24 protein-coding genes are annotated in these 22,423 nt (G+C 72.0%); 10 read left to right on the top strand and 14 right to left on the bottom strand.

Annotated features, from left to right (window positions below):
- Positions 1-17: 17 nt before the first annotated feature.
- Positions 18-365, top strand: a complete 348-nt coding sequence (locus tag ACIA5D_RS15335) for a hypothetical protein (protein ID WP_396030535.1) — start codon at positions 18-20, stop codon at positions 363-365.
- On the opposite strand, the gene ACIA5D_RS15330 is transcribed toward ACIA5D_RS15335, so the two are convergent.
- From ACIA5D_RS15330 to ACIA5D_RS15315, 4 genes are read right to left on the bottom strand one after another with little or no spacing between them, the layout of a single operon-like run.
- Positions 341-1,135, bottom strand: coding sequence for a PmoA family protein (locus tag ACIA5D_RS15330; protein ID WP_396030534.1), 795 nt, complete (start codon positions 1,133-1,135; stop codon positions 341-343). The two genes, ACIA5D_RS15335 and ACIA5D_RS15330, sit on opposite strands and share 25 nt — an antisense overlap.
- Positions 1,132-1,935, bottom strand: coding sequence for a sugar phosphate isomerase/epimerase family protein (locus ACIA5D_RS15325; RefSeq protein WP_396030533.1), 804 nt, complete (start codon positions 1,933-1,935; stop codon positions 1,132-1,134). Before ACIA5D_RS15325 ends, ACIA5D_RS15330 begins: the two co-directional genes overlap by 4 nt.
- Positions 1,932-3,026: a dihydrodipicolinate synthase family protein gene (locus ACIA5D_RS15320; protein WP_396030532.1), complete on the bottom strand. Its 1,095-nt coding sequence runs from the start codon at positions 3,024-3,026 to the stop codon at positions 1,932-1,934. The genes ACIA5D_RS15325 and ACIA5D_RS15320 overlap by 4 nt, the downstream gene beginning before the upstream one ends.
- Positions 3,023-4,180: a Gfo/Idh/MocA family protein gene (locus tag ACIA5D_RS15315; RefSeq protein WP_396030531.1), complete on the bottom strand. Its 1,158-nt coding sequence runs from the start codon at positions 4,178-4,180 to the stop codon at positions 3,023-3,025. Before ACIA5D_RS15315 ends, ACIA5D_RS15320 begins: the two co-directional genes overlap by 4 nt.
- Positions 4,181-4,305: 125 nt before the next feature.
- Here ACIA5D_RS15315 and ACIA5D_RS15310 point away from each other — a divergent pair, with 125 nt between their 5' ends.
- From ACIA5D_RS15310 to ACIA5D_RS15285, 6 genes are all read left to right on the top strand, one after another.
- Positions 4,306-5,310 carry a LacI family DNA-binding transcriptional regulator gene (locus ACIA5D_RS15310; RefSeq protein ID WP_396030530.1) on the top strand — a complete coding sequence of 335 codons (1,005 nt, stop codon included), beginning with the start codon at positions 4,306-4,308 and terminating at the stop codon, positions 5,308-5,310.
- A gap of 55 nt (positions 5,311-5,365) precedes the next feature.
- Entirely contained in the window at positions 5,366-6,445 is a 1,080-nt protein-coding gene (locus ACIA5D_RS15305) for a pectinesterase family protein (RefSeq protein WP_396030529.1), read from the top strand.
- A 730-nt stretch (positions 6,446-7,175) separates the two neighbouring features.
- Positions 7,176-8,690 (top strand): polysaccharide lyase family 1 protein, encoded by a 1,515-nt coding sequence (locus ACIA5D_RS15300; RefSeq protein WP_396030528.1) that lies wholly within the window; start codon positions 7,176-7,178, stop codon positions 8,688-8,690.
- Between the two features lie 55 nt (positions 8,691-8,745).
- Positions 8,746-9,360 (top strand): NADPH-dependent F420 reductase, encoded by a 615-nt coding sequence (locus tag ACIA5D_RS15295; protein WP_396030527.1) that lies wholly within the window; start codon positions 8,746-8,748, stop codon positions 9,358-9,360.
- Between the two features lie 44 nt (positions 9,361-9,404).
- The gene (locus ACIA5D_RS15290) at positions 9,405-9,776 is read left to right on the top strand and encodes a YbaB/EbfC family nucleoid-associated protein (protein ID WP_396030526.1); all 372 of its coding nucleotides are present in this window, start codon (positions 9,405-9,407) and stop codon (positions 9,774-9,776) included.
- Complete coding sequence (locus ACIA5D_RS15285; RefSeq protein ID WP_396030525.1) at positions 9,766-10,296, top strand: hypothetical protein; 531 nt, start codon at positions 9,766-9,768, stop codon at positions 10,294-10,296. The genes ACIA5D_RS15290 and ACIA5D_RS15285 overlap by 11 nt, the downstream gene beginning before the upstream one ends.
- A 7-nt stretch (positions 10,297-10,303) precedes the next feature.
- On the opposite strand, the gene ACIA5D_RS15280 is transcribed toward ACIA5D_RS15285, so the two are convergent.
- The 5 genes from ACIA5D_RS15280 to ACIA5D_RS15260 all read right to left on the bottom strand — a co-directional run bounded on the left by ACIA5D_RS15280 (position 10,304) and on the right by ACIA5D_RS15260 (position 13,097).
- Positions 10,304-10,441: a hypothetical protein gene (locus tag ACIA5D_RS15280; RefSeq protein ID WP_396030524.1), complete on the bottom strand. Its 138-nt coding sequence runs from the start codon at positions 10,439-10,441 to the stop codon at positions 10,304-10,306.
- Between the two features lie 49 nt (positions 10,442-10,490).
- The gene (locus tag ACIA5D_RS15275; protein WP_396030523.1) at positions 10,491-11,546 is read right to left on the bottom strand and encodes a LacI family DNA-binding transcriptional regulator; all 1,056 of its coding nucleotides are present in this window, start codon (positions 11,544-11,546) and stop codon (positions 10,491-10,493) included.
- 35 nt (positions 11,547-11,581) lie between these two features.
- Positions 11,582-11,773: a hypothetical protein gene (locus ACIA5D_RS15270; RefSeq protein WP_396030522.1), complete on the bottom strand. Its 192-nt coding sequence runs from the start codon at positions 11,771-11,773 to the stop codon at positions 11,582-11,584.
- A 68-nt stretch (positions 11,774-11,841) separates the two neighbouring features.
- Complete coding sequence (locus ACIA5D_RS15265; protein WP_396030521.1) at positions 11,842-12,564, bottom strand: anti-sigma factor family protein; 723 nt, start codon at positions 12,562-12,564, stop codon at positions 11,842-11,844.
- Positions 12,561-13,097, bottom strand: coding sequence for a sigma-70 family RNA polymerase sigma factor (locus tag ACIA5D_RS15260; RefSeq protein ID WP_396030520.1), 537 nt, complete (start codon positions 13,095-13,097; stop codon positions 12,561-12,563). Before ACIA5D_RS15260 ends, ACIA5D_RS15265 begins: the two co-directional genes overlap by 4 nt.
- A 242-nt stretch (positions 13,098-13,339) precedes the next feature.
- On the opposite strand from ACIA5D_RS15260, the gene ACIA5D_RS15255 reads away from it, so the two are divergent.
- Complete coding sequence (locus tag ACIA5D_RS15255) at positions 13,340-14,086, top strand: hypothetical protein (RefSeq protein WP_396030519.1); 747 nt, start codon at positions 13,340-13,342, stop codon at positions 14,084-14,086.
- Positions 14,087-14,263: 177 nt separating this feature from the next.
- Here the strand turns inward: ACIA5D_RS15255 and ACIA5D_RS15250 are convergent, their stop codons facing one another.
- Positions 14,264-14,551 (bottom strand): hypothetical protein, encoded by a 288-nt coding sequence (locus tag ACIA5D_RS15250; protein WP_396030518.1) that lies wholly within the window; start codon positions 14,549-14,551, stop codon positions 14,264-14,266.
- Between the two features lie 140 nt (positions 14,552-14,691).
- On the opposite strand from ACIA5D_RS15250, the gene ACIA5D_RS15245 reads away from it, so the two are divergent.
- The gene (locus ACIA5D_RS15245; RefSeq protein ID WP_396030517.1) at positions 14,692-17,100 is read left to right on the top strand and encodes a LuxR C-terminal-related transcriptional regulator; all 2,409 of its coding nucleotides are present in this window, start codon (positions 14,692-14,694) and stop codon (positions 17,098-17,100) included.
- 111 nt (positions 17,101-17,211) lie between these two features.
- Here ACIA5D_RS15245 and ACIA5D_RS15240 read toward each other — a convergent pair whose 3' ends face one another.
- The 4 genes from ACIA5D_RS15240 to ACIA5D_RS15225 all read right to left on the bottom strand — a co-directional run bounded on the left by ACIA5D_RS15240 (position 17,212) and on the right by ACIA5D_RS15225 (position 20,539).
- Complete coding sequence (locus ACIA5D_RS15240; RefSeq protein ID WP_396030516.1) at positions 17,212-18,399, bottom strand: MFS transporter; 1,188 nt, start codon at positions 18,397-18,399, stop codon at positions 17,212-17,214.
- Positions 18,396-19,661, bottom strand: a complete 1,266-nt coding sequence (locus tag ACIA5D_RS15235) for a GH1 family beta-glucosidase (RefSeq protein ID WP_396030515.1) — start codon at positions 19,659-19,661, stop codon at positions 18,396-18,398. Before ACIA5D_RS15235 ends, ACIA5D_RS15240 begins: the two co-directional genes overlap by 4 nt.
- 100 nt (positions 19,662-19,761) lie before the next feature.
- Positions 19,762-20,370, bottom strand: a complete 609-nt coding sequence (locus ACIA5D_RS15230; RefSeq protein WP_396030514.1) for a hypothetical protein — start codon at positions 20,368-20,370, stop codon at positions 19,762-19,764.
- A 31-nt stretch (positions 20,371-20,401) separates the two neighbouring features.
- Positions 20,402-20,539, bottom strand: coding sequence for a hypothetical protein (locus tag ACIA5D_RS15225; protein WP_396030513.1), 138 nt, complete (start codon positions 20,537-20,539; stop codon positions 20,402-20,404).
- Positions 20,540-20,740: 201 nt separating this feature from the next.
- Here ACIA5D_RS15225 and ACIA5D_RS15220 point away from each other — a divergent pair, with 201 nt between their 5' ends.
- Entirely contained in the window at positions 20,741-22,423 is a 1,683-nt protein-coding gene (locus ACIA5D_RS15220) for a hypothetical protein (RefSeq protein ID WP_396030512.1), read from the top strand.

The following is a 22,423-nucleotide window of genomic DNA, read 5'->3' as shown; positions in this document are numbered from 1 at the left end:
GGAGTACGCTGCCCGCCATGGTGAGCCGGATGCGCGCCTTCACCATCGCCGCGGCCTGGATCCTGGCCGGGCTGATCGCGGGCGTCGTCGGGTTCGCGGCGGCCACCGGGACGCTGAGCGACGGGCTGCGTGAAACCGTCGCCGGCAGCCTGCTGTGGGTCGGCATCTTCCTGGCGGGCTGCCTGGTGGTGGCGGGGTGGTGGGTGGCGGCCGGCGCGCGCAACGCCCGGTCGTCGGCGGCGCTCGGCGTGCAGGCGGCGCTGTTCGGACTCGCGGCCGCGCTGGTCGCGCTACTGCTGCTGGCGGCGCTGGGCGAGATCCTGGGAGACACCGCGGCGGCTCAGGCGAGCGCCTCCTCGATCTGAGGACGCGACAGAGCGCCGTCGGCCACCAGGACGTGGATCGTCCTGGTCAGCGGGTGGGCGGGCTTGATCGGCAGCGGGTCGGTGAAGGCCAGGGCGGCGCAGACGCCCACGTACTCCTCGGTCCGGGCGAACCAGCGGTCGCCGTCGGCCAGGCCCTGGAAGGCCAGCGTGTAGCGGTCGGCCACCGTGACGGCCAGCCAAGGGTCGGCCGAGGCGTGCGGGGAATCCGAGAGGGCGCCGAAGGCCGTGGCCGGGCCCTCGGTGGCGCGCCAGAAGAAGCCGCCGTAGCCGGCCTGGCCGGGGCGGCCGTGGGTGGCGGGGCTACCGAGAATCACCGCTGACTCGGTGACGGTGCTCAGTGCGTACGCGAAAGAAAGACGCCAGCCGTGCGGCGCCTCACGTGCCGTCACCGTGCGTTGCTCGCGCAGGATGACCGCGCCGGAAGCGTCCTGCCAGTGCAGGAGCGCGGTGAACCCGTCCGTCACCGGGGAGGAGTCCGCCTGGACGATGCGGCCGTGATCGTCGAGCCAGACGTAGCCCTCGTCGCGGACGTAGGTGCGGCCGCCCCAGAAATTGAGGCCGTCGACGTCCGCCATGGTCACCGAGGCCCCCATGTGCCAAGGGTGGTCGTGACAGAGAGCGTCGGTGACCGTCACGCCGGAGAGTGTGCGGATGGGGTGCAGGTAGGGCCGGGGGGCCAGGCGGATGTCGAGGTCGGGGTGCTCGACGTAGGTGGCCACGGGCCGGCCGGCCACGCGCAACGCGGTCATGCGGCGAAGGCCCGGTAGCCGGCGTAGGCCTCGGCGAGCACCTCGGGCCCGGGACGGGACCAGACGTCCTCGTGGAAGACCTCCACCTCGACGTAGCCCTGGTAACCGGCGTCGCGAACGGCGGTGGAGAAGCGGCGGAGATCCACGCAGCCGGTGCCGGGAAGGCCGCGGCCGAGCAGGACGCCCGCGGGCAACGGGGTGATCCAGTCGGCGAGCTGGAAGGCCGCTATCCGGCCGGCCCGGCCGGCGGAAGCGATCTGATCCCACACCTGGTCGTCCCACCACAGGTGGTAGGTGTCGACGCAGACGCCCACCGCATCCGCGGGGTGCGGGGCGGCGATCTCGAGGGCCTGGCCGAGGGTCGCGACGACGCAGCGGTCCGAGCAGAACATGGGGTGCAGCGGCTCGATCGCCAGGCGGACGCCGGCCGCGCGGGCGTCGGGGACCAGGGCGCCGATCGCGTCGGACACGTGGCGGCGGGCGCCGTCGATGTCGCGGGACTTGCCGGGCAGGCCGCCACTGACCAGCACCAGGGTGTCGGTGCCCAGGGTCGCGGCCTCATCGATCGCGCGGCGGTTGTTGTCGTACCAGTCGGCCTCGTGGAAGAAGCCGCCGCGGCACAGCGACGACACCGCCAGGCCGGCGTCGCGGACCAGGGCGGCTGCCTTGTCCAGACCGAACTCGGCCACCTCCTCGCGCCACAGGCCCACCGCGGGCACGCCGGCGGCGACGCAGCCGGCCACCAGTTCGTCGAGGGGCCAGCGCTTGGTGGTGGCCTGGTTGAGCGAGAAACCGTTCATCGGTCCAGTCCTACTGTCATGAGCCAGGCCCGGGCACGGGCCGTGGCGAGGTCGGCGTCGGGGAGGATTCCGGCATCGTCGGCCAGGCGCATCAGCGTGAGCAGGTGGCCGGGGGAACGGCCGGCCTGCGCGCCGCCGACCATGACCAGGTGGTCCTGGTGGCCGGCCAGCCAGTTCAGGAAGACGATGCCGGTCTTGTAGTGGTAGGTCGGGTAGGCGAAGAGATGGCGGGCCAGCGGCAGCGTGGCATCCATCAGCCGGTCGTAGGTCGTCAGGTCGCCGGCGTCCAGGGCGCGCAGGGCGGTGGCGGCCGGCGGGGCGATCACGGCCAGCACCCCCAGCAGCGCCTCCGAGTGCCCCTGGTCGTCTCCCTTGATCAACGTCGGGTAGTTGAAGTCGTCGCCCGTGTACATCCGGACGCCCGACGGGAGCCGGCGGCGCATCTCGATCTCGCGGCCGGCGTCGAGCAGGGAGAGCTTGATGCCGTCGACCTTCGCGGCGTGCTCTGCGATGATCTCGAGGACCACGTCGTCGCCGCCGCCCCAGTAACCGGCCAGCGCGGGGTCGAAGGCCTCCCCCAGCCAGTGCAGCAGCACCGGGCCGTCCGCCTGGGAGAGCAGCTCGCCGTAGACACGACGGTAGTCGTCCGCATCCGCGGCCGCCGCCGCGAGATGGCGGGAACACATGATCACCGGCTGGGCGCCGGCTTCCTGCACGTCGGCCAATTGCTCCGCGTACGCCTTGCGGATGTCGTCGATCGTCGCGGGGCCGCCCGGGAGTTGATCGGTGCCGACGCCGGCCACGATCTTGCCGCCGACCGACCTCGCCTCGGCGGCGCTGCGGCGGATCAGCTCGCGGGTCGCGGTGTAGTCGAGGCCGGCGCCGCGCTGGGCGGTGTCCATCGCCTCGGCCACGCCGAAGTCGTACGACCAGAGGTGGTGGCGGAAGCGGAGGGTGGCGTCCCAGTCGAGCGCGGCGGGCGCGCCGGGGATGTTCTCGGCCCGCTGATCGGCGGTCACCGGGGCGGCGGCGTAGGCGATGCGGCTGGTGAAGACGCCGGGGGCGAACCGGCGGCCGCTGAAGGTGATCATCGGTCCAGCTCCGGGATCTCCAGGCGGCGGCCCTCCCGCGAGGATCGCAGGCCCAGCTCCGCCACCTGCACGCCGCGCGCGCCCGCCCACAGGTCGCCGGCGTAGGGCGCGTCCTCGGCGACATAGCGGAGGAACTGCTCCCACTGGGCGCGGAAGCCGTTGGGGAAGGTGTCGTTGTCGGGGACCTCCTGCCACTGCTCGCGGAAGCGCTGCGCGGTGGGGACGTCCGGGTCCCAGACCGGCTTCGGCGTGGCGGCGCGGGGCTGGATGCGGCAGTGGTGCAGACCGGCCACCGCGCTGCCGTGGGTGCCGTCGACCTGGAACTCGACCAGCTCGTCGCGGTTCACGCGGACGGTCCAGGAGGAGTTGATCTGGGCGATCACGCCGCCGTCGAGCTCGAAGATGCCGTACGCGGCGTCGTCGGCGGTGGCGTCGTAGGGGGCGCCCTCCTCGTCCCAGCGGCGGCCGACGTGGGTCGCCGCGCGGGCCGTCACCGCCCGGACCGGGCCGAAGAGCTGCTCGAGGACGTAGTGCCAGTGCGGGAACATGTCGAGGACGATGCCGCCGCCGTCGGCCGCGCGGTAGTTCCAGGAGGGGCGCTGGGCGGACTGCCAGTCGCCCTCGAAAACCCAGTAGCCGAACTCGCCGCGAACGCTCAGCACGCGCCCGAAGAAGCCGGACTCGACCAGGCGGGCCAGTTTGCGCAGGCCGGGCAGGTAGAGCTTGTCCTGCACGACGCCGTGCTTGACGCCGGCGGTGTCGGCGAGGCGGGCCAGCTCGACGGCCTGCTCGAGGGTCTCGGCGACCGGCTTCTCGGTGTAGATGTGCTTGCCGGCGTCGATCGCCATCTGCAGGGCCTTGACCCGGGCCGAGGTGACCTGGGCGTCGAAGTAGACCTGCACGTCGGGGCGGGCCAGCGCCGCAGGCAGATCGGTGGTCCAGTTTTTTTCGGCGATGCCGTGGCTTTCGGCGATGGCCCGCAACTTGGCCTCGCTGCGGCCGACCAGCACCGGCTCGGGCCAGAGCACCGACCCGTCGCGGAGCGGCAGGCCGCCGTCCTGGCGGATGGCCAGCACCGAGCGGAGCAGATGTTGCCGCAGCCCCATCCGCCCGGTGACACCGTTGAGCACGATTCCGATCGTCGTCCGGCCCATTGTTGCGGGTCCTCCGTTTTTTCCTGAGGTAAGCGCTTTCCTAGACCGTAGTGGGCGAAGCGCCACGCAAGCAAGAGCAGTGTCGTCCCCGGCGTGCGGCGAGTACGGCGGTATTGTGCCCGGTCATGGCCACCTTGGCGGATGTCGCGCGCCACGCGGGAGTCTCCACCGCAACCGCGTCCAGGATCATCAACGGCAGCCCGAAGCCGGTCGCGGACGCGCTTCGGGTGCGCGTGCTCGCGGCCGTGGCCGAGCTCAAGTACGTGCCGAACGCGCATGCGCAGATGCTGGCCCGGTCGCATCGCAGCGCCGTCGGCGTGATCGTGCACGACGTGTCCGACCCGTACTTCGCGGAGATCACGCGGGGCCTGCAGCGGGTCGCCGAGGCGGACGGGCGGCTGGCGATCATCTGCAACAGCTACCGGGAACCGGATCGCGAGCTCGAGTACATCGACCTGCTGCATGCCCATCAGGTGGCGGCGATCGTGATCGCGGGGTCGGGGTATCTCGACGCTCCGACCGCGGCGCGGCTCGACGATCGGCTGCGGGCGTTCGAGGCGACCGGCGGGCGGATCGCCGTCATCGGGCGGCACGAGCACACCGGGGACGCGGTGATGCCGGACAACGACGAGGGCGGATTCCTGGCGGCGGCTCATCTCTTCGAGCTCGGGCACGAGGAGATCGCGGTGATCGCGGGGCCGGCGTATCTGACCACCACGGCCGACCGGTTGACCGGGTTGCAGCGGGCCGTCCGGAAATATCGGCGCAAGTTGCCGAAGGAGCGGATTGTCCATTCGGACTTCACGCGGGACGGCGGGGTCGCGGCCACCCAGCGCATCCTCGCGGAGTTTCCCGCGGTGACGGCCATCGCGGCGCTCAACGACTCGATGGCGGTGGGCGCCCTCGCAGCGCTGCGGAGCGCGGGACGGCGGGTCGCCGTGATCGGGTTCGACGACATGCCGATCGCCCGGGACGTGACGCCCTCGCTGACCTCGGTGCGGTTGCCGCTGACCGAGCTCGGGGAGCGGGCGATGCGACTGGCGCTGGGTGCCGCCGGGGACGAGCCGCGGGTGGAGCACGTGGCGGCCGAACTGGTGCCGCGCGAGAGCACCTGGGCGCTTGACGGCTAGGCATCGATGGGCCTAACTTCCGCAGGAAAGGGCTTTCCTATGGAGGTTCCCCAGCATGCGCAGACGCAGGTTCCTCGAGTTGGCCGGCGGCGGACTCGCCGGCACCGCTCTCACAGCGACCGTCTCACCGGCCCAGGCCGCTCCGGGCCGGGGCCGCTCCCGGGCCGCTCCCCCGTTCGCCGTCGTGGCCGGCGACGGCGCCGGCGACTTCACGACGATCCAGGCGGCGGTCGACGCGGTGCCGGCCGGCAATGCCGAGCCGATCACCATCGCGGTACGGCCGGGCACCTACCGCGGACAGGTCATCGTGCCCGCCGCCAAGCCGTTGATCACACTGACCGGGCTGGGCGCCGGGCCGGACGCGGTGGTGATCGCGGACGACCGGGCCAACGGCACGCTCAAGCCGGACGGCACGCCCTGGGGCACGACCGGCAGCGCCTCGGTCACCGTGGACGGGGCCGGGTTCCGGGCCCGCAACCTCACCTTCGCGAACCTCTTCGACGAGGCCGGGCACCCGGAGATCACGTCGAGGCAGGCGGTGGCGGTGCTGACCCGGGCCGACAAGGTCGAGTTCGATCGGGTGCGGTTCCTCGGCAACCAGGACACTCTCTACGTGAACAGCACCGCGGCCGGCGTGGTGGCCCGGGCGTACTTCCGCGAGTGCTACGTCGAGGGCGACGTCGACTTCATCTTCGGCCGCGCGACCGCGGTCTTCGACCGGTGCCGGATTCACTCGCTCAACCGCAATTCCACCCCCAGCGGGTACGTGACAGCGCCGAGCACCGACGCGGCCAACCCGCACGGGCTGCTCTTCCACCGCTGCATGCTCACCTCGGACGCGCCCGCGGGCACGGTGTTCCTCGGACGGCCATGGCACCCGAGCAACGACCCCAACGCGATCGGCCAGACCCTCATCCGCGAGTCGTGGATCGGGGCGCACGTGGGGTCATCGGCCTGGAGCGACTTCGGCACGTGGCCGTGGCGCGAGGCGCGACTCGCCGAATACCACAACCGGGGACCGGGGGCGATTCCGTCGGCCGACCGTCCGCAACTGACCGATGCGCAGGCCTTCGAGAACACGATGGCGGCCTTCCTGCGCGGCGCCGACGGGTGGCGGCCGCAGTCCTGCAAGTAGCCGGCTCCACCGGGCCGACCTGCTCCACCAGGCCAACCTGCTCCACCGGGCCAACCTGCTCCACCGGGCCAACCTGCTCCACCGGGCCAACCTGCTCCACCGGGCCAACCTGCTCCACCAGACCAACCTGCTCCACCAGACCAACCTGCTCCACCCGGCCGACCGAGATGCTCGCCGTCCGCCGCCGCGGACCGCGGGTCGAGCCTCCCAGCGGACCGCCCCCGCGGACCGCGGGTCACGTCTGTTCAGCGGACGCAGCCGCGGACCGCGAGTCACGTCTGTTCAGCGGGCCGCCGCCGCGGACCGCGATCAATCATCTGCCGGACGCCGGACGCCGGACGCCGGACGCCGGACGCCGGACGCCGGACGCCGGGTGCCGGACGCCGGGTGCCGGGTGCCGGGTGCCGGGTGCCGGGTGCCGGACGCCGGACGGCAGCCGGCCGGGTCGGCCTTCGCGTTCTACCTGCCCGGCAAGGACGCCGCGCCCTTGGACGCCATGGCTGCAAACTTCCGCGAGCCAGGGGCGATTTGCGGCAAGCCGCCCGGGTTGCGGCAGCGACGGCATTTCGCCTGGGCCGCGCCGGTGTGCGGGAGATCGCCGCGGCGCGAGGGCTGCAAACTTTCTGCGTTGTTTGAGGCATTGACTGCAATCGACCCGCGTGTGAATGTTGCCAGGCAAGCGCTTTCCTGCGTCCTACGCGGCCGCCACCGGCCGTTCTAGGGAGATGCCATGCCCTCCAGAGCCACCTCCGCCGCTGTCCTCGCCGCTGTCGCCGCGCTGGGGATAGCGGGCCCGCCGCTAGCCACACCGGCCGGCGCCGCTCCCCCGGCGGGCGCTCTCGCAGCGCCCGCCGGGGTGACCGCGGAGACCGCTGCCGTCGGCGCAACCGCGGAGACCGCTGCCGTCGGCGCGACCGCGGAGACCACCCCCGCCGGCGCGACCACGCAGGCCGCCGCCGGCGCGACCACGCAGGCCGTCAAGAAGTCCGGCCTCTCCCCCGCCGCGCTGAAGCTGGGCCGCCAGACGCTGCCCGCCAACGACGGCTGGGCGTCCTCGGGCGCCGGCACCACCGGCGGCGCGGCCGCCGACGACGCGCATGTCGCCGTCGTGCGCACCCGGGCCGAGCTCATCGCGGCCCTCGGCGGCAACGCCGCCACCAACGGGCAGAACGCCACCCCGAAGATCGTGTACGTCAGCGGGAAGATCGACCTCCGGGTCGACGCGGACAACAACGCCGTCGGGTGCGACTCCTTCGCCGACCCGGACTACAGCCTCGACGCCTTCCTCGCCGCCTACGACCCGGCGGTCTGGGGCACGGCCGCCAAGCCCAGCGGCCCGCTCGAGGACGCCCGGGTGCGCTCGGCCAAGAAGCAGGGCGACACGATCAAGGTCAACGTCGGCAGCAACACGACGATCGTCGGGATCAACGGCGGCCGGCTGACCCATGGCAGCCTCGTCGTCACCAACGTGAGCAACGTGATCGTCCGAAATCTGGAGCTCACCGACGCGGCCGACTGCTTCCCGGCGTGGGACCCCACCGACGGCGCCACCGGCAACTGGAACTCGCTCTACGACCTCGTCTCGCTCTCCGGCGCGACCAACGTGTGGATCGACCACAACACGTTCAGCGACGGCAACAACCACGACGAGGACCAGCCGCTCTACTTCGGCCGCCCCTACCAGGCGCACGACGGCGCGTCCGACATCATCCGCGGCTCCGACCTGGTCACGGTCTCCTGGAACGACTACTACGACCACGACAAGACCATGCTGATCGGCTCGACCGACACCCCGGGCGTCGACGTCGGCAAGCTGCGCGTCACCGTGCATCACAACCGCTTCGGCAACGTCATCCAGCGCGCGCCGCGCGTGCGTTTCGGCCAGGTCGACGTGTACGACAACCTGTACGTCGCAACCGACGAGCTGTACCAGTACTCGCTCGGCGTCGGGGTCGAGTCGAGCATCTACGCCGAGAACAACTACTTCAAGCTCAGCGCCGACGTCCCCGCCGCCGACGTCATCCACTACTGGAAGGGCACGAAGATCACCGCGATCGGGTCGCTCGTCCAGGTCGGCAACAAGGCCAAGCCGGTCGATCTGGTGGCTGCCTACAACGCCGCGTACGACCCGAATCTCACGCCCGACGCCGGGTGGACGCCTGCCCTGCGTACGCGTCTTGATCCGGCTTGGGCAGTGCCGCTGGTGGTCGCCGCGGGCGTGGGAATCCGTCACCTCGGATGTTGAGGGCAAAATAGCCGTTCGCCCACCCCGAGGGTGGGCGAATTGGCACGCTGGAACCATGCACATCGGCGTCATCGGGGCAGGAAAGCTCGGCGCGACCATCGCCGAGTGGTGCACGCAGAGCGGGCACGACGTGGCAATCACGTCGCGGCACCCGCAGCGGCTGGGCGGCCTGATCGATCGGATCGGCGAGCACGCGGTGGCCATGCCGGTCGCCGACGCGGCCGCCTACGCCGACGCGGTGCTGTTCGCGCCGGACTGGTCGTCGGCACGGCAGGCGATCGACATGGCCGGCGGCGCGCTCGCCGGCAAGGTGGTCATCGACGCGACGAACCCGCCCGAAGCCACGCCGGACGGGATGAGCGGCCTCGAGACGCTGATGAGCTGGGCGCCCGAGGCCCATTGGGTGAAGGCGTTCAACACGCTGCCCACGGCCGTGCTGTCCCGGCGGCGCGGGCACGATCCGCTGCTGGCCGAGTTCGTCTGCACGGACCTCGTCGACGCCCGGCTGACCGCGTCGAAGCTGATCCGCGACCTGGGGTTCGCCCCGGTCTTCGCGGGGCGCGCCGATACGGCGCGCTTCGTCGAGACGGGCGGGCCGCTGCAGATGACCGAGATCGACGTGCAGGACGCGACCGACGTCCTGGCCGGCGTCCTGGGCAACTACATCTGACGCGGGTACATCTGATCATGGGCCATCGACTATCGTCATGACCCATGAAGGACGCGGCCGAGGAATGGGTCCGGTCGTGGTCCGACTCCGTCTCCGAGCGCGCCGCGGCCGCTCGTGAGCTCGCCGACCGGGTGGCCCGGCTGACCGTCGACGCCACCGATCCCGATCGCCTGATCACCACGACCGTGAACGGCTCCGGCGGGTTGGTCGGCCTGCGACTCGCGCCCGAGGCGGCCCGCCTGCCGATGGACGAGCTCGCCGGCGAGATCCTCCGCACCATGCGCAGGGCCCAGTCCCGGCTCGCCGAGCGGGTGGCGGGCGTCGCGGCGCAGACCGTCGGCGCCGATTCGGAAAGCGCCCGCGCGGTGGTGTCCAGCTTCGAGCACCGCTACCCCGAGCCGGACGATGAGCGCTGATCCGGGCTTCCAGGTCCAGGCCGACACGATCACCCGGCACGCCACCACGGTCGACCGGGTGGCCGACCAGGTCGCCGAGGGCCGGGGCGCGGCCGCCGCGGTGAGCATCGGGCGAGACGCGTACGGAATCCTCTGCTCGTTGATCCCCAGCCTGCTCGAGCCCGTGCCCTCGCCGGACGTGCGGGCGATGTCCGTCGGCGAGTTGCGGGCGCTGGTCGAGCGGGCCGACGTCTACCGCGCGAAGGCGGTCTTCGAGCTGGCCGCCCGCGCCGGCCGGGACGACGCGGCCGTCGCGGCGCTCTCCGCGGCCAGCCATCTGCCGCACATCCGGAACGACCGGATCTTCCATCGGGTCTCGCTCGCGTGGGGGGCGATCATCGGGCTGCTCGCCGCCAAGACGCCCGGCTCACGCAACGCGGCCTATGCGGCGTTCGCCGACCTCGGCCCGGCCGACCGGGAAGACCTGCTCACCTACCTCCGGGTGGACGCCATCGAGGACGCTCACCCGGATCCGCTATGAGCCTGCCTCACCGAATGTTGGGGCAGCGCTGCGTCATGAGGGTCGCCAGGCCCACGGCCGCCTTCTGGGCGTCGTCCGGGGAGAGCTTCGCGATGGTGTCGTTGAGGCTGACGCTGAAGATGAACTTTCCGAACCGGGCGCGCACGATCGCCTTCACCTCGTCGCCGGGTGGCCGACAGGTCCTGGCGCCGCCGCTAGGACAGCCGGCCGCTGCTCTCCCGGATCACCAGTTCGGTGGGAAGCAGGACGTGTTCGGCGGGAGCCGGCGTGCCCGCCTTGGCCCGCTCGATCGCCGCGGTCAGCGTGGCCGCCGCGGCCTTGCCTTTGGCGGCGATGTCCTGCCGGACCGTGGTCAGCCGCGGCCGTACCTGCGTGGCGAGGGGGTTGTCGTCGAATCCGACGACCGAGAGCTGTCCGGGGACGTCGAGGCCCAGCTCGGCGGCGACCTGCAACGCTCCGTAGGCGACGGCGTCCGAGAAGCACAGCACGGCGGTCGGCCGGTCGGGCCGGTCGAGCAGCAGCCGGGCGCCCCAGCGCGCCTGCTCCAGGCCGGTGCCGTCCTGCCGGGCCGAGATCAGCTCGGCCCCGGCCGGGCCGAGGTCGTCGAGCCAGCCGAGCAACCGCTGCCGGGACGAGTGGCCGTCGACAGCGCCCGGATCGTCGAGGAGCCCGTACGGGCCGTGTGTGCCGGACATCAGCAGGCCGATCCGCCGGTGGCCCAGGTCGAGCAGGTGCCGGGCGGCGGCCCGGGCCCCGCCCCGATCGTCGACGTTGACGCTCGGGATGTCGGCGGCCGGGTCCTGGTCGACGTAGACCAGCGGCAGCCGTCGCCGGTGCAGGAAGTCCACCGCGCGTGACGTCCAGTCGCACGAGTAGACCAGCGCACCATCCATCGGGACGTCCCGGGCGGGCACGATGTCGCCGTCGTCGGTGGAGGTCAGCAGGGTGAGCGAGAGGCCGGTCGGCGCCAGCTCCTCGGCGATCGCGCCGAGGAAGCCGGTCGCCACCAGGTCGGTGAAGGCGAAGCGGAGCGAGTGGGTGAACAGCACCCCGACCGCGCCGGTGGTGCCCTTGGCCAGGGCCCTTGCCGCCGGATCGGGCCCGACGTAGCCGAGCTCCTCGGCGGCGGCGAGAATGCGCTCGCGCATCGTGGCGGAGAGCTGGTCGGGCTTGGAGAACGCGTTGGAGACGGTCATCCGGCTCACGCCCACCCGGTCGGCGATCGTCTGCAGTGTCACGCGTGCTGCCACCGCGTCACCATAGCTCCGCCCGGGAAGCACGGCCCTCAACGGCAGACCGGCTCCGGCGGCGCGATCGCGCGGGCCAGCCGGATCAGCCCGCGGGCCAGCGTCACCCGCGCCCGGCGGTTCCGGGGCGGGCGTTCCACCTGGCGCACGGCGGGCGCGTCCGGCGCGCACTCGGCGAAGCTACGGCGAACCTGGTCGACACCGATGATCATTGCGGTGGGAAGTTCCATGGCGAACCCCTTTCTATACCGGTACAGTACCCACGTCGTCTGTACCGGTCAAGAAGCGGGTTCTCTGTTCAGACGTTGACGCTGACGAACTGCTTGCCCGCGGTGTTGACGACCCGTACGGCGGCGACGTCGGACGGCTCGATCAGGGCGCTCCCGTTGAGCGTCGTGCCGTTGGCCTCGCCCGCCGGCGACACCAGCCACGAACCGGCCAGGATCGGCGACCCGTCCTTGCCGACCACCTCGAGACGGCACTTCTCCCCCGCCGGGATGCCCGCGACGGTCGCGCTCAACCGCACCCAGCCCATGGCCGGCGTGATCGTCGCGTTGATCCGCGCGCCCGTGCCCGGGTCGGCCGCCGCCACCACCTGGGTGCCCGGCGGCACCGCCGAGGGCGACGTCGTCACTTGCGCCTGCGGAGTGCCGCCGGGCGCCGTACCCCGGCCGACAATGACGCCGGTGCCCACCGCAACCACGACGATTGCCGCCGCGGCCGTCGCCAGGATGCCGATGCGGCGCATGCGGCTGCCGCCGGCCTCCTGGCGCACCTGGCGCAGCGTCCGCTGCAGGACCAGGTCGGCGTCCTCGGGCGGGCCGTCCAGCAGCATCTCGTCGGGGATCTCGCGCAGCGCCGACGACCACTCCTGCAGCGACTCGATCTCCTCGCGGCAGGCAGCACAGCCCGCGAGATGCTCGTCGGCCGCGCGCTTCTCGTCGGGCGTGAGCATCTCCATCAGGTAACCGGCCATGTCGACGTGGTCGTTGGTCGGGTTCGTGCTCTCCGGCGTACTCATGATGCCAACCGTTCCGTGCTGCCGGCCTCGCGTAGGGCCCGCAACGCATAGTAGGACCGGGACTTCACCGTTCCCGGCGGAATGCCCAGGGCTTCGGCGGCCTCGGTCACCGTGCTGCCCTTCAGATAGACCTGTTCGAGCACGGCCCGGTGCTCGGCGGAGAGACGACTGAGCGCGTCGACCACGACCATGGAGTTGACCACCCGCTCGGCGTGGTCGCCCTCGACCGCGGCGTCCGGCGGGCTCTCCCTGACCTCGGGAGGCCTTCGGTTACGCGCGCGGATCTGGTCGAGCACGATGTTGCGGCAGACCGTGAGCAGCCACCCGCGCACCGAGCCCTTCCCGCTGTCGAGGCTGTCGGGATGTCGCCAGGCACGCACCAGCGCCTCCTGGACGACGTCCTCGGCGGCCTGGCGGTCCCTGGTCAGCTGCGTGGCGTACGCGAGCATGGCCCGGCCGTGTTCGGCGAACAGCGATCTGACCAGTGCTTCATCGGCCACCTCCCGGCGGGGTCTGGTCTTCGGTGACGGCATTGCGTCTCTTTCTTCCCGCGGCATCATTCGGTGCCTTTTCGGTACGGGTCCGCATGTGCGGCGCACCCGCCGAAGTCGACATCGATGAACGTACTGTGCCGCAGCTACTTGAGATACGACCAGGTAGCCCAACCGGATCAAAGATCTTGAGAATGTGGCACGCCCGGGTGAACCGTCCTGGAAATCGCGTCGTGTGGATGGCAGGCCCGGATCCAGCCGGGCGGGAGCGAGGGAGCTAAGCCATGATGAGGCGGGCACGCACAACGATCATCGTGGCCACGCTGGCCGGCCTGACCGGTCTGGCGGGCTGCGGCAGCCGGCAGACGCCATCGACCGACGCGATTCCCCTTCCGGTCGCGCTGACCAGGTCGGCCGAAGCCCCCGCGCCTTCCAATGGGCCCGGCGACCTGACCGGCGCGGACGCGGCAACACCGTCCCCCAGCGCGTCCGCGACCGGTCAGGATTCCGGCGCCGGCGGTATTCAGAAGCCGAATGCCAAGCCGACGGTCGCCAAGACCCAGAAATGGGTGAAGATCTTCAGCGGCCCGTTCGACAAGGACATCAAGCCGAACGCCGACAAGACCAAGGGCAGCCACACCGTCGAGCTCAATGTGGTCGCCAATGACCAGATCGGCGATTTCGTGACGGACGGCGCCGGCCGCACGCTCTACCGCTTCGACAACGACACCCAGAAGCCGCCGAAGTCGAACTGCAACGGCCAATGCGCCGAGGCCTGGCCGCCGCTGCTCATCAAATCGCCCGGCAAGATCTTCCCGGACGGCATCGACCCCCAGCTCGTCGGCTACGTCGAGCGCGCCGACCACACCTGTCAGGTGACGATCAACGGCTGGCCGGTCTATTACTTCATCGCCGACGCGAAACCGGGCGACCTCAACGGCCAGGGCGTGAACGGCAAATGGTTCGCGATCTCCCCGAACGGCGGCAAGACGAAGGCGATCCCGGGTTTCCCGCTCAAGAGCGCCAACTGACTTACAGAACATCGGGGGTCCGCCGGCAGCGATATTCGCTGCCGGCGGGTCATTTCTTTTTCCGTACGGGTAAAGACGAGCACCCGCTTCAGCGGACCGGCTGAGTGCAACGAAATGCCATACCCGGCCGCCGGGCCATCCAGGCGCTGCAGGCTCCGCCCGCACCGCCCGCGTCGGTCACCGACCGAACACCTCGAGGACCACGGCGACCTGGTCCCGGGTGAGGCGGCGGGCGTTCCAGGCCGGCGCGGCGAGCTCGGCCGCCGCCGGGTGGACTCGGGCGTCCGCGAAGACCGGGCGGACGCCGGTCAGGGCGACCATGTCGCCGGGGTCGTAGCCGAGCAGGCCGGCGATGACGTACAGGTCGGCGGTGTGGAAGGCCGGCGCTGGGGCCGGTTGCTCCACGACAGCGGGGTCCGGCGTGGCGCCGCGGTCGATGATGCCGAAGGGAGACCGCGTGTTCATGGGGATCGAGCTTGGCACATGCCACTATCGACACGCCGCCAACAATGGAGCGTTCGCATATCAACGCCAGTTTATGATCCCACCCCAGCGGTAAGGATCTACCTGGTGTGACCTGAGAACGGCCGACGGGGTGGAGTGCCATGACCGAGAGGATCGTGCCTCGCTCACGACTGTTCGCGCTGCTCGACGACGGCGCCCGCCGTCAGGTGACGCTCGTGCGGGCCGGCCCGGGCTGGGGCAAGACCGCCCTGGTGCGCTCCTGGGCGTCCGACCGGAGCCGCCCGACCGCCTGGCTGACTCTGCGGCCCGAGCACCGCGACGGGCCCGCGCTGGCCCTCGCCGTCGCCGGCACGCTCGCGCCGGTCGGTGTGGTGATCGTGGACGGATGCGTCGCGAAATCGCCCGAGACCGTGACGCTCGTGCTCGACGACCTTCAGGTGCTCGACGGCGCACCGTCCAGCGCGGACCTGGCGGCGTTCGTCGAGCGGCCGCGGGAGTGGCTGCGCTTCGTTCTGATCACCCGCAGCGAGCCCGCCCTGCGGCTGCACCGGCTGCGCGCGGCCGGCGAGCTGGCCGAGATCGGCGCCCCGGAGCTGGCCTTCACGGCCGACGAGTGCGACATCGGCGACACCGAGGGCTGGCCGCTGGGCGTGCGGATCAGGAAGGAGGCCCGCCGTCCCGAGGAGGCGACCCGCGACTATCTGCTGCGCGAGGTGGTCGAGGCGCAGCCGCCGACCGTGCGCCGCTTCCTGCTGCGCACCTGCCTGCCCGAGCTGATCTGCGCCGACCTGGCCACGGCGCTGACCGGCGAGACGCACGGCCGGCAGATCCTCGAGCACCTCGAGCGCACCACGGGCTTCGTGACCCACCGGCCCGGCGACCGGCGCTGGTTCCGCTACCGCGCCCAGCTGCGCGACGCGCTGTGCCACCAGTTCGAGCTGGAGGAGCCGGACGCGACGCTCGCCGTGCATGGGCTGATCGCCCGCTGGTACGCCCGGGAGAGGTCGCTGTCCGAGGCGCTGCGGCATGCCCGGCTCGCCGCGGACTGGACGTACGTCGGCCGGCTGGTCGCCGAGCGGGCGATCGTCATGAGCCTCTCGGAGCGCCGGGACGAGCTTCTCGACACGCTCCGCCGGATCCCGCCGGAGCTGCTGCCGGCCACGGCCGAGCTCAGCCTGTGCGCGGCGGTGCTGATGTTCGCCAACGGCAACCAGCCCGCGCTGCGCGACCGGATCGCCCGGGCCCGGCGGCAGCTCGCCGGCCGCGAACCCGAACGGCGCATCGCCGTCGACGTGGCGCTGGACGCCTTGGAGTCGGCCGCGGTGATCCGGGTCAGCGGCGACATGCCGGGCCTGCTGGCGGCGACCACTCACGTCCTCGAGCTGCTGCGCCCGGCCCGGCTCGACCAGGTTCCGGCGCTGCTCCAGTTCCGCGCGTTCGCGCTGAGCAACAAGGGCGTCGCCCTGCTCTGGACGGGCACGCTCGACCAGGCCGACCAGTACCTCTGGGCCGGCATGTCGGCGGCCCGCGGCGCCGGCGTGCCGCTTGTGGAGATCAACGCCCAGGGCTACCTGGGCCTGCTCGCCTATCTGCAGGGCTCGCTGACCGAGGCCGAGCAGCACGCGTCCGCCGCCGAGGAGCTGGCCCGGCGGCTGGGCGCGGAGTCGGCGCCGCAGGCCACCATGTCCCACCTTGTGGTCGCGCTCGTCGAGACCGAGCGCGGTCTGTTCGCCGAGGCGCAGTCCGCGTTGCGCCGGGCGCTGCACTCCGAGATGAACCCGCACGAGGCGGTCGCCGCGACGCTCGCCGCGCTGGTGCGCGTCCAGCTGCTGCTCGCCGCCGGCGACCCGGCCGCCGCCCGCGCGCTGCTGGCCACCACGCTCGACGAGGCGCCCCTGGCGCTGAACGCGCCCCGCCTCGACCGATGGCTGCGGCTCACCGAGGCGGACCTGGCACTGGCCCTGCACGAGCCGGACCGGGTGGTGGCGCTCTACCGGCTGGCCGAGCCGTCGCTGCGCCCCGCCGAGCAGGTGTGCCTGGGCCGGGCGTACGCGGCGCTCGGCGACCACACCGCGGCGGAGGAGCTGCTGACCCGCGCCGGCAACAGCCCCGACATGGTGGCCGCGGTGACCGCATGGATCGCCCTCGCCCTGCTCGCCGAGTCGCAGGGGCACGTGAGCCGGTCGGTCGACGCGATGTCGCGGGCCGGCCTACTGGCCCGGCGCAACGGCCTCCGCCAGCCGTTCCGCCGCTTCGACCCGGCCCGGATCGCCACGCTGACCGGCCGGCAGCGCTGGCTGGAGGACGACGACACCGGCGACCTCGATCTGCCGGCCGGAACGCCGGAGGCGCTGGCCGAGGCGCTGAGCGAGCGGGAACGCGACGTGCTGCGCTTCCTGCCGACCGTGCTGACCGCCGGCGAGATCGCCGACAGCCTCGGCATCTCGGTCAACACGGTGAAGGCGCACATGCGCGCCATCTACCGCAAGCTGGGCGCGGCCCGGCGGCGCGAGGCGGTCGTACGAGCCCGGCAGCAGGGGCTGCTGTAACGGATCGTGCAAGCTGGCGCTCGGGGCGATCCTCGAGGAAGCGACCCCCGAGGAGCAGCAGTACTTCCTCGGCAAGGTCCGGTTGCCCGGCCGGGTGCTGTGGCGGAGAACTTACGCGACGCCGCGGATGCGGGTCACCAGGACCGAGCCCAGCACGGTCACCGCGCCGGCGGCGAGGAACAGCACCGGATAGCCGCCCAGGTAGGAGACCAGCGGGAAGGCCAGGGCGGGGCCGAGGACCTGCGGCGCCGAGTTGGCGATGTTGATGACGCCGAGGTCGCGGCCGCGGTCCTCGGCCGCCGGGAGCACCTGCGTGATCAGCGCCTGGTCGACCGAGAGATACACGCCGAAGCCCAGGCCCAGGATGACGGCGGCGATCAGGGCGCCGGTCCAGGTGGGCCAGAAGGCCAGCACGACCGTGGCGGCGGCCATCACGTAGCCCGAGACGATGACGCTGGGCTTGCGGCGGCCGGTGCGGTCGGAGATCACGCCACCCACCACGACGGTGAGCACGGTCGCGATCGTGTAGACGACGATCAGGATCGCGAGGCCGTCCTCGGCGGTCCCGTAGTGGACCTTGTCGCGCAGGAAGTACAGCAGGTAGAGGGTGGCCATGGCGTTGCCGAGCTGCACCAGGAAGCGGGTGCCGAACGCCCAGGAGAAGTCGCGGTCGCGGAAGGCGTCGAAGTGGAACGCCTTGAACCGCGGCGGCGCCGAGATGGCCGGATCGCGGGTGGCCAGCACGAACGGGAGCACGGTCAGTACGACCACCGCGGCGATCAGGGCGTAGCCGCCGCCGATCGCGGTGACGGCCAGGACGCCGGCGACCACGCCCACCGACTGGGTGAGGCCGACCCAGCCGGAGACCAGCCCGCGCTGGTTGACCGGGGTCTGGTCGGGGATGACCGCGGTGAGGCCGGCCTGCATCGTGTTGAGGCCGGCCTGGGCGAGGCACCAGCCGATGCCGACCCAGATCAGGGTGTGCCGGCCGCCGAGGAAGACCAGGGCGGCGGCGCCGAAGAGGGCGCCGGCGACGATCCAGGTGTGCCGGCGGCCGGTGCGGGCCGTCGTGACGTCGGACAGCGCGCCCGCCAGCGGGCCGGCGAACACCGCGACCAGGGCGCCGATCGCGGTGATGATCCCGAGGGCGGTTTCCTTGTTGTCCGGGCTGATGTCCTCGATCTGGTTGGGCAGCAGCACCTGCAGCGGGCCGAAGTAGCCCATCCACAGGCCCAGGTTGGCCAGGGAGAGCAGCGCGATCCAGCGACCGCCGACGCGCGTCGCGGTGGGCGCGGTCACTTCAGCGCGTCCTGGAGCCAGCGGAACGATGCTCTCGGCGTACGCGTCTGGGTCTGGAAATCGACCCGCACCAGGCCGAAGCGCTGGCTGTAGCCCTCGGCCCACTCGAAGTTGTCGAGCAGCGACCAGACGAAGTAGCCGCGCACGTCGACGCCGTCCTGGACGGCCCGCCTGACCGCTTCGAGGTGGCCGTCGAGGTAGTCGATGCGGAACTGGTCGTCGAGGACGTCGCCGGTGGAGCAGCCGTTCTCGGTGATGTAGACCGGCGGGAGTTTTGTTCCATATGTCGCGCGCAGCCCGGTGAGCAGGCCGTGGAGTCCTTCCGGCACCACCGGCCAGCCGAAGGCCGTGGTCGGCACACCTTCGATCGGCCGCAGATCGAACATCTGGTCCGGTTCGCTCGGCGCCGCCACCAGGGTCGGGTTGTAGTAGTTGATCCCGAGCGCGTCGAGCGGGGTTGCGATGATCGCCAGGTCGCCGTCCTGAATGACCGGCGCGAGCCCCTCGTCCAGAAATTCCGGATATTTTCCGATGAGGACGGGTTCGTTGAAGAGCCGGTTGTGGAAGCCGTCGTAGAGCATCGCCGCGACCTGGTCGACCTCGCTGTCACTCGCGGGCGACACCGGCGTGCAGTTGTTGGTGATCATCACCTCGGTGGCGCCGCGCTCCCGCAGCTGCCGCACCGCCAGCCCGTGCCCGAGCAGCTGATGGTGCGCGACCGGCAGGGCCTCCAGGTTTAGCGTGCGGCCCGGCGCGTGCGTTCCCCACGCGTAGCCCTGCGCCATGTGCACCACGGGCTCGTTCAGCGTGATCCACCGCGTGACCCGGTCCCCGATCCGGTCCGCGACGTGCCCGGCGTACTCGGCGAACCGCAACGCCGTCTCGCGGCTGAGCCACCCACCCCGGTCCTCCAGGGCCTGCGGCAGATCCCAGTGGAAGAGCGTGGGAATCGCGGCGATGCCGCGCGCCGCGAGCCCGTCGACCAGCCGGTCGTAGAAATCGAGGCCCTGCTGGTGGGGCTGACCGGTCCCGTCCGGCTGGATGCGCGGCCAGGCCACCGAGAATCGGTACGCCCCGACGCCAAGCCCCGTCATCAGGTCGAGGTCTTCCGCCCACCGGTGGTAGTGATCGCAGGCGACGTCCCCGGTGTCGCCGTTGAGCGTTTTGCCGGGCGTGTGCGAGAACGTGTCCCAGATGGAGGGCCCGCGGCCGCCCTCGGTGACCGCGCCTTCGATCTGATAGCTGGCGGTCGACACCCCCACCAGAAACCCTTCGGGAAACCCAGCAAGCGACCCCACACCAGCCTCCAGCCAAAGGTGAATTCAGCTCAGGTTAGTGATCGGGCCCATACCACGGAAGCCCCTACGGCTCGGCGAACCATCCGGAGTCCGGGCGGCGCGGCGGCGGGGGCGGCGCGGGCTCCACCTCGGGTTCCCACTCCCAGAGCGGTTGGCTGCGTTCCCCCGCGGCGCGGATGGCCGCCCCGTCGGCGTCGGCCCGGGTCTCCGGAACGCCGAACGACGGCCAGGAGAGCACGAACGTCACCGGGCCGTCGGGCGGAAGCGGCGACACCCAGTAGGTCTGGTCGATGCTCCGCTCGCTGCCACCCCCGCCGTGCGGCATGAGAAGAAGTGACCCGGGCTCGCGTTCCAGGGTCGACGTCCGCTCGCCGTCGGCGTACTGCAGGCCGAGCAGAAGACGGTCCTGAAGGGGAACCTCGACAGCCGGGTGGCTCCGGCCGCTGACCAGCATGTGCAGCCGGCCGCCGACGACGTCGGGGCGGGCCCGGCGCACCCGGACGGCAAGGGTGAACCGGAAGCCGGTGGAGAAGGCCTCGATCAGGGTGACGCCGACCGCCACGTCCTCGGTCCGGCCGAGCAGGGCGGTGAACCCGACCCCGGCGGGAAACTCGTTCTCCGGCGGCGACATCCGGCGATGCCATTCCGGGCCGCCTCGACCACTGGTCCACATGACGCCATCCTCGCCCCGCCGACGGGGAATGTCAGCCGAGAATCGCGCGCAACCGGTCGATGTCCGGGTAGCGGGCCGTGTCGAGCAGCGACAGCGCCTCGGCCCGCGCCCGGTTGGCCGCGTCCTCGTCGCCGGCGGCGGCGGCCGGATCCGGTGTTGTTCGACGCATCGACGGCCGGCCTCGGCGCCGATACGCGCCGGGATCACACCGTGATTACGTTGCGTAGTGGGCGAATTCGAGGAGCAGGTGCGTCTCGGACGGATTCGCGACTCGCCGCTTCCCGGGGGCCCGGCGTCACGCCTACGGTGAGTCGCCGGGCCGCTACCCGCGACGCCGGCCGGCGGTCCGCATCCCGAGCGGGTGATCAGCGTGGCCGAGACGATTTCGTTCCGGGACAGTCTCCGGTGGACGCGCGACGTGCTGGCGCAGTGGCGGCACTGGACGCGCACCCACTGGAAGATCACGCTCCTGCTGAGCGTGATGGCCTTCCTCACCGGGTGGGTCTGGAACACGTACGCCATGGCGGTCGAGCTCGAGGGCAGCGACGTCCCCGCGGACACCAGGACGACCGCGACGGCTGACGGCCACACCCTCAACGCGGTGTTCTGGCTGATCCTCTTCACCCTGGTCAGCGGCCTGGTGACGTACGCGTGGACGCGCGGCCGCGCCGCACTTCAGGCCGACGTCGCCGCACTGCCGAGGCGGTTCGCCGAGGCCATGCGCACCAGCCGGGCGGGCACCCTCGCCATGCTGCTCTGGGGCGCCTCGGTGGCGCTGGTGATCGCCACGCTGATCGACTCGGCGGTGGCTCTCGCCCTCGGGCTGGTGCTGCTGGCGCTCGCTGCGACGCCGGTCGGCGTGGTCCTGAACTTCGCGCTCATCCGGATCTGGCGCGGGTTGTGCGGCATCATCGCGCCCAAAGCCGGCGCCCGGGTAGCCGTGATGATCAGCCCGTTCCTGGTCATGGTCGGTGAGGGCGCCGGTCTCGCGGTGGACGGCCTGTTCGGCAACTGGCGGATAAAGGCGCTGCTCGGGCTGGCCGCCGCGGTGGTCTCGGTGGCTTTGGCCCGGGTCGCCGCGCCTCCGCGGGCCGCGACGTTGCTGGTCGTCCTGGCCACGGTTGTGGCCTGGCAGGTGATCCGGATGCGGGCGGCGTACGCCGACGACGGCGGCTGGAGCGAATGCGTCACCGCCGACGGCCGCACCTGCTCCGACCTGGGGCTCGGTGCGGTGCTCGCATGGCTGCACTCCGCCGGGGCGGGGCACGTGCTCCTCCGGGGATCGATCGGGGCGACCTTCGCGGCGATCGGCACGCTGCTCGGACTCGGGATCGGCGTCGCCCTCGCGGGGAGTCTCGCCGCGCAGGCGGCCGGCGCGGGACATACGCCGCGCCACGGTGGTGACCAGCCTCGGAGGCGCTCGTGGCCGGCCGGCCCCGACCACGAGGACCGGAGTTGGCCCCCGCCGCAACCGGACCCGGCGCCACCGCCGGCCACCGGGCGGGCGCGGCCGGTGCCACCACCCGCCGAACCGGACCGGCCGGCCGGCCCCCGCTCATTCGCCGACCCGGGCCGTCCGGCCGACCCCAGCCCACCCGCCGACCCAGGCCGTCCGGCCGACCCCAGCCCACCCGCCGACCCAGGCCGTCCGGCCGACCCCAGCCCACCCGCCGACCCCAGCCGTCCGGCCGACCCCAGCCCACCCGCCGACCCCAGCCGTCCGGCCGACCCCAGCCCACCCGCCGACCCCAGCCGTCCGGCCGACCCCAGCGCACCCGCCGACCCGGGCCGGGTGTACGGATCCGGCACGTCCGGCATCGGCGGGCAGATCTACCAATCGACCTACTCCGGCTTCCACGTGCCCGAACGACCGCCGCCCGACCCCGTGGTCCCGGATCCACCCGCGACGGGCACGGCCCCGGTGCCACGGCACGGCAATCCCTGGGCCGACCTGGACGACTTCCTGCCCGATCCGCCTGAGCGCCAAGCCCGGCACCGCCGGCGCGACCCCGACGACGACCCGCCGCCGCCCAGCCCGCCGGGGCGGCCCTGA

Origin of the sequence: Actinoplanes sp. NPDC051513 (assembly GCF_044454685.1) — a bacterium.
GTDB lineage: Bacteria > Actinomycetota > Actinomycetes > Mycobacteriales > Micromonosporaceae > Actinoplanes.
The sequence above is the reverse complement of the archived record's forward strand: the minus strand, read 5'-3'. Positions and strand labels throughout refer to the sequence as shown.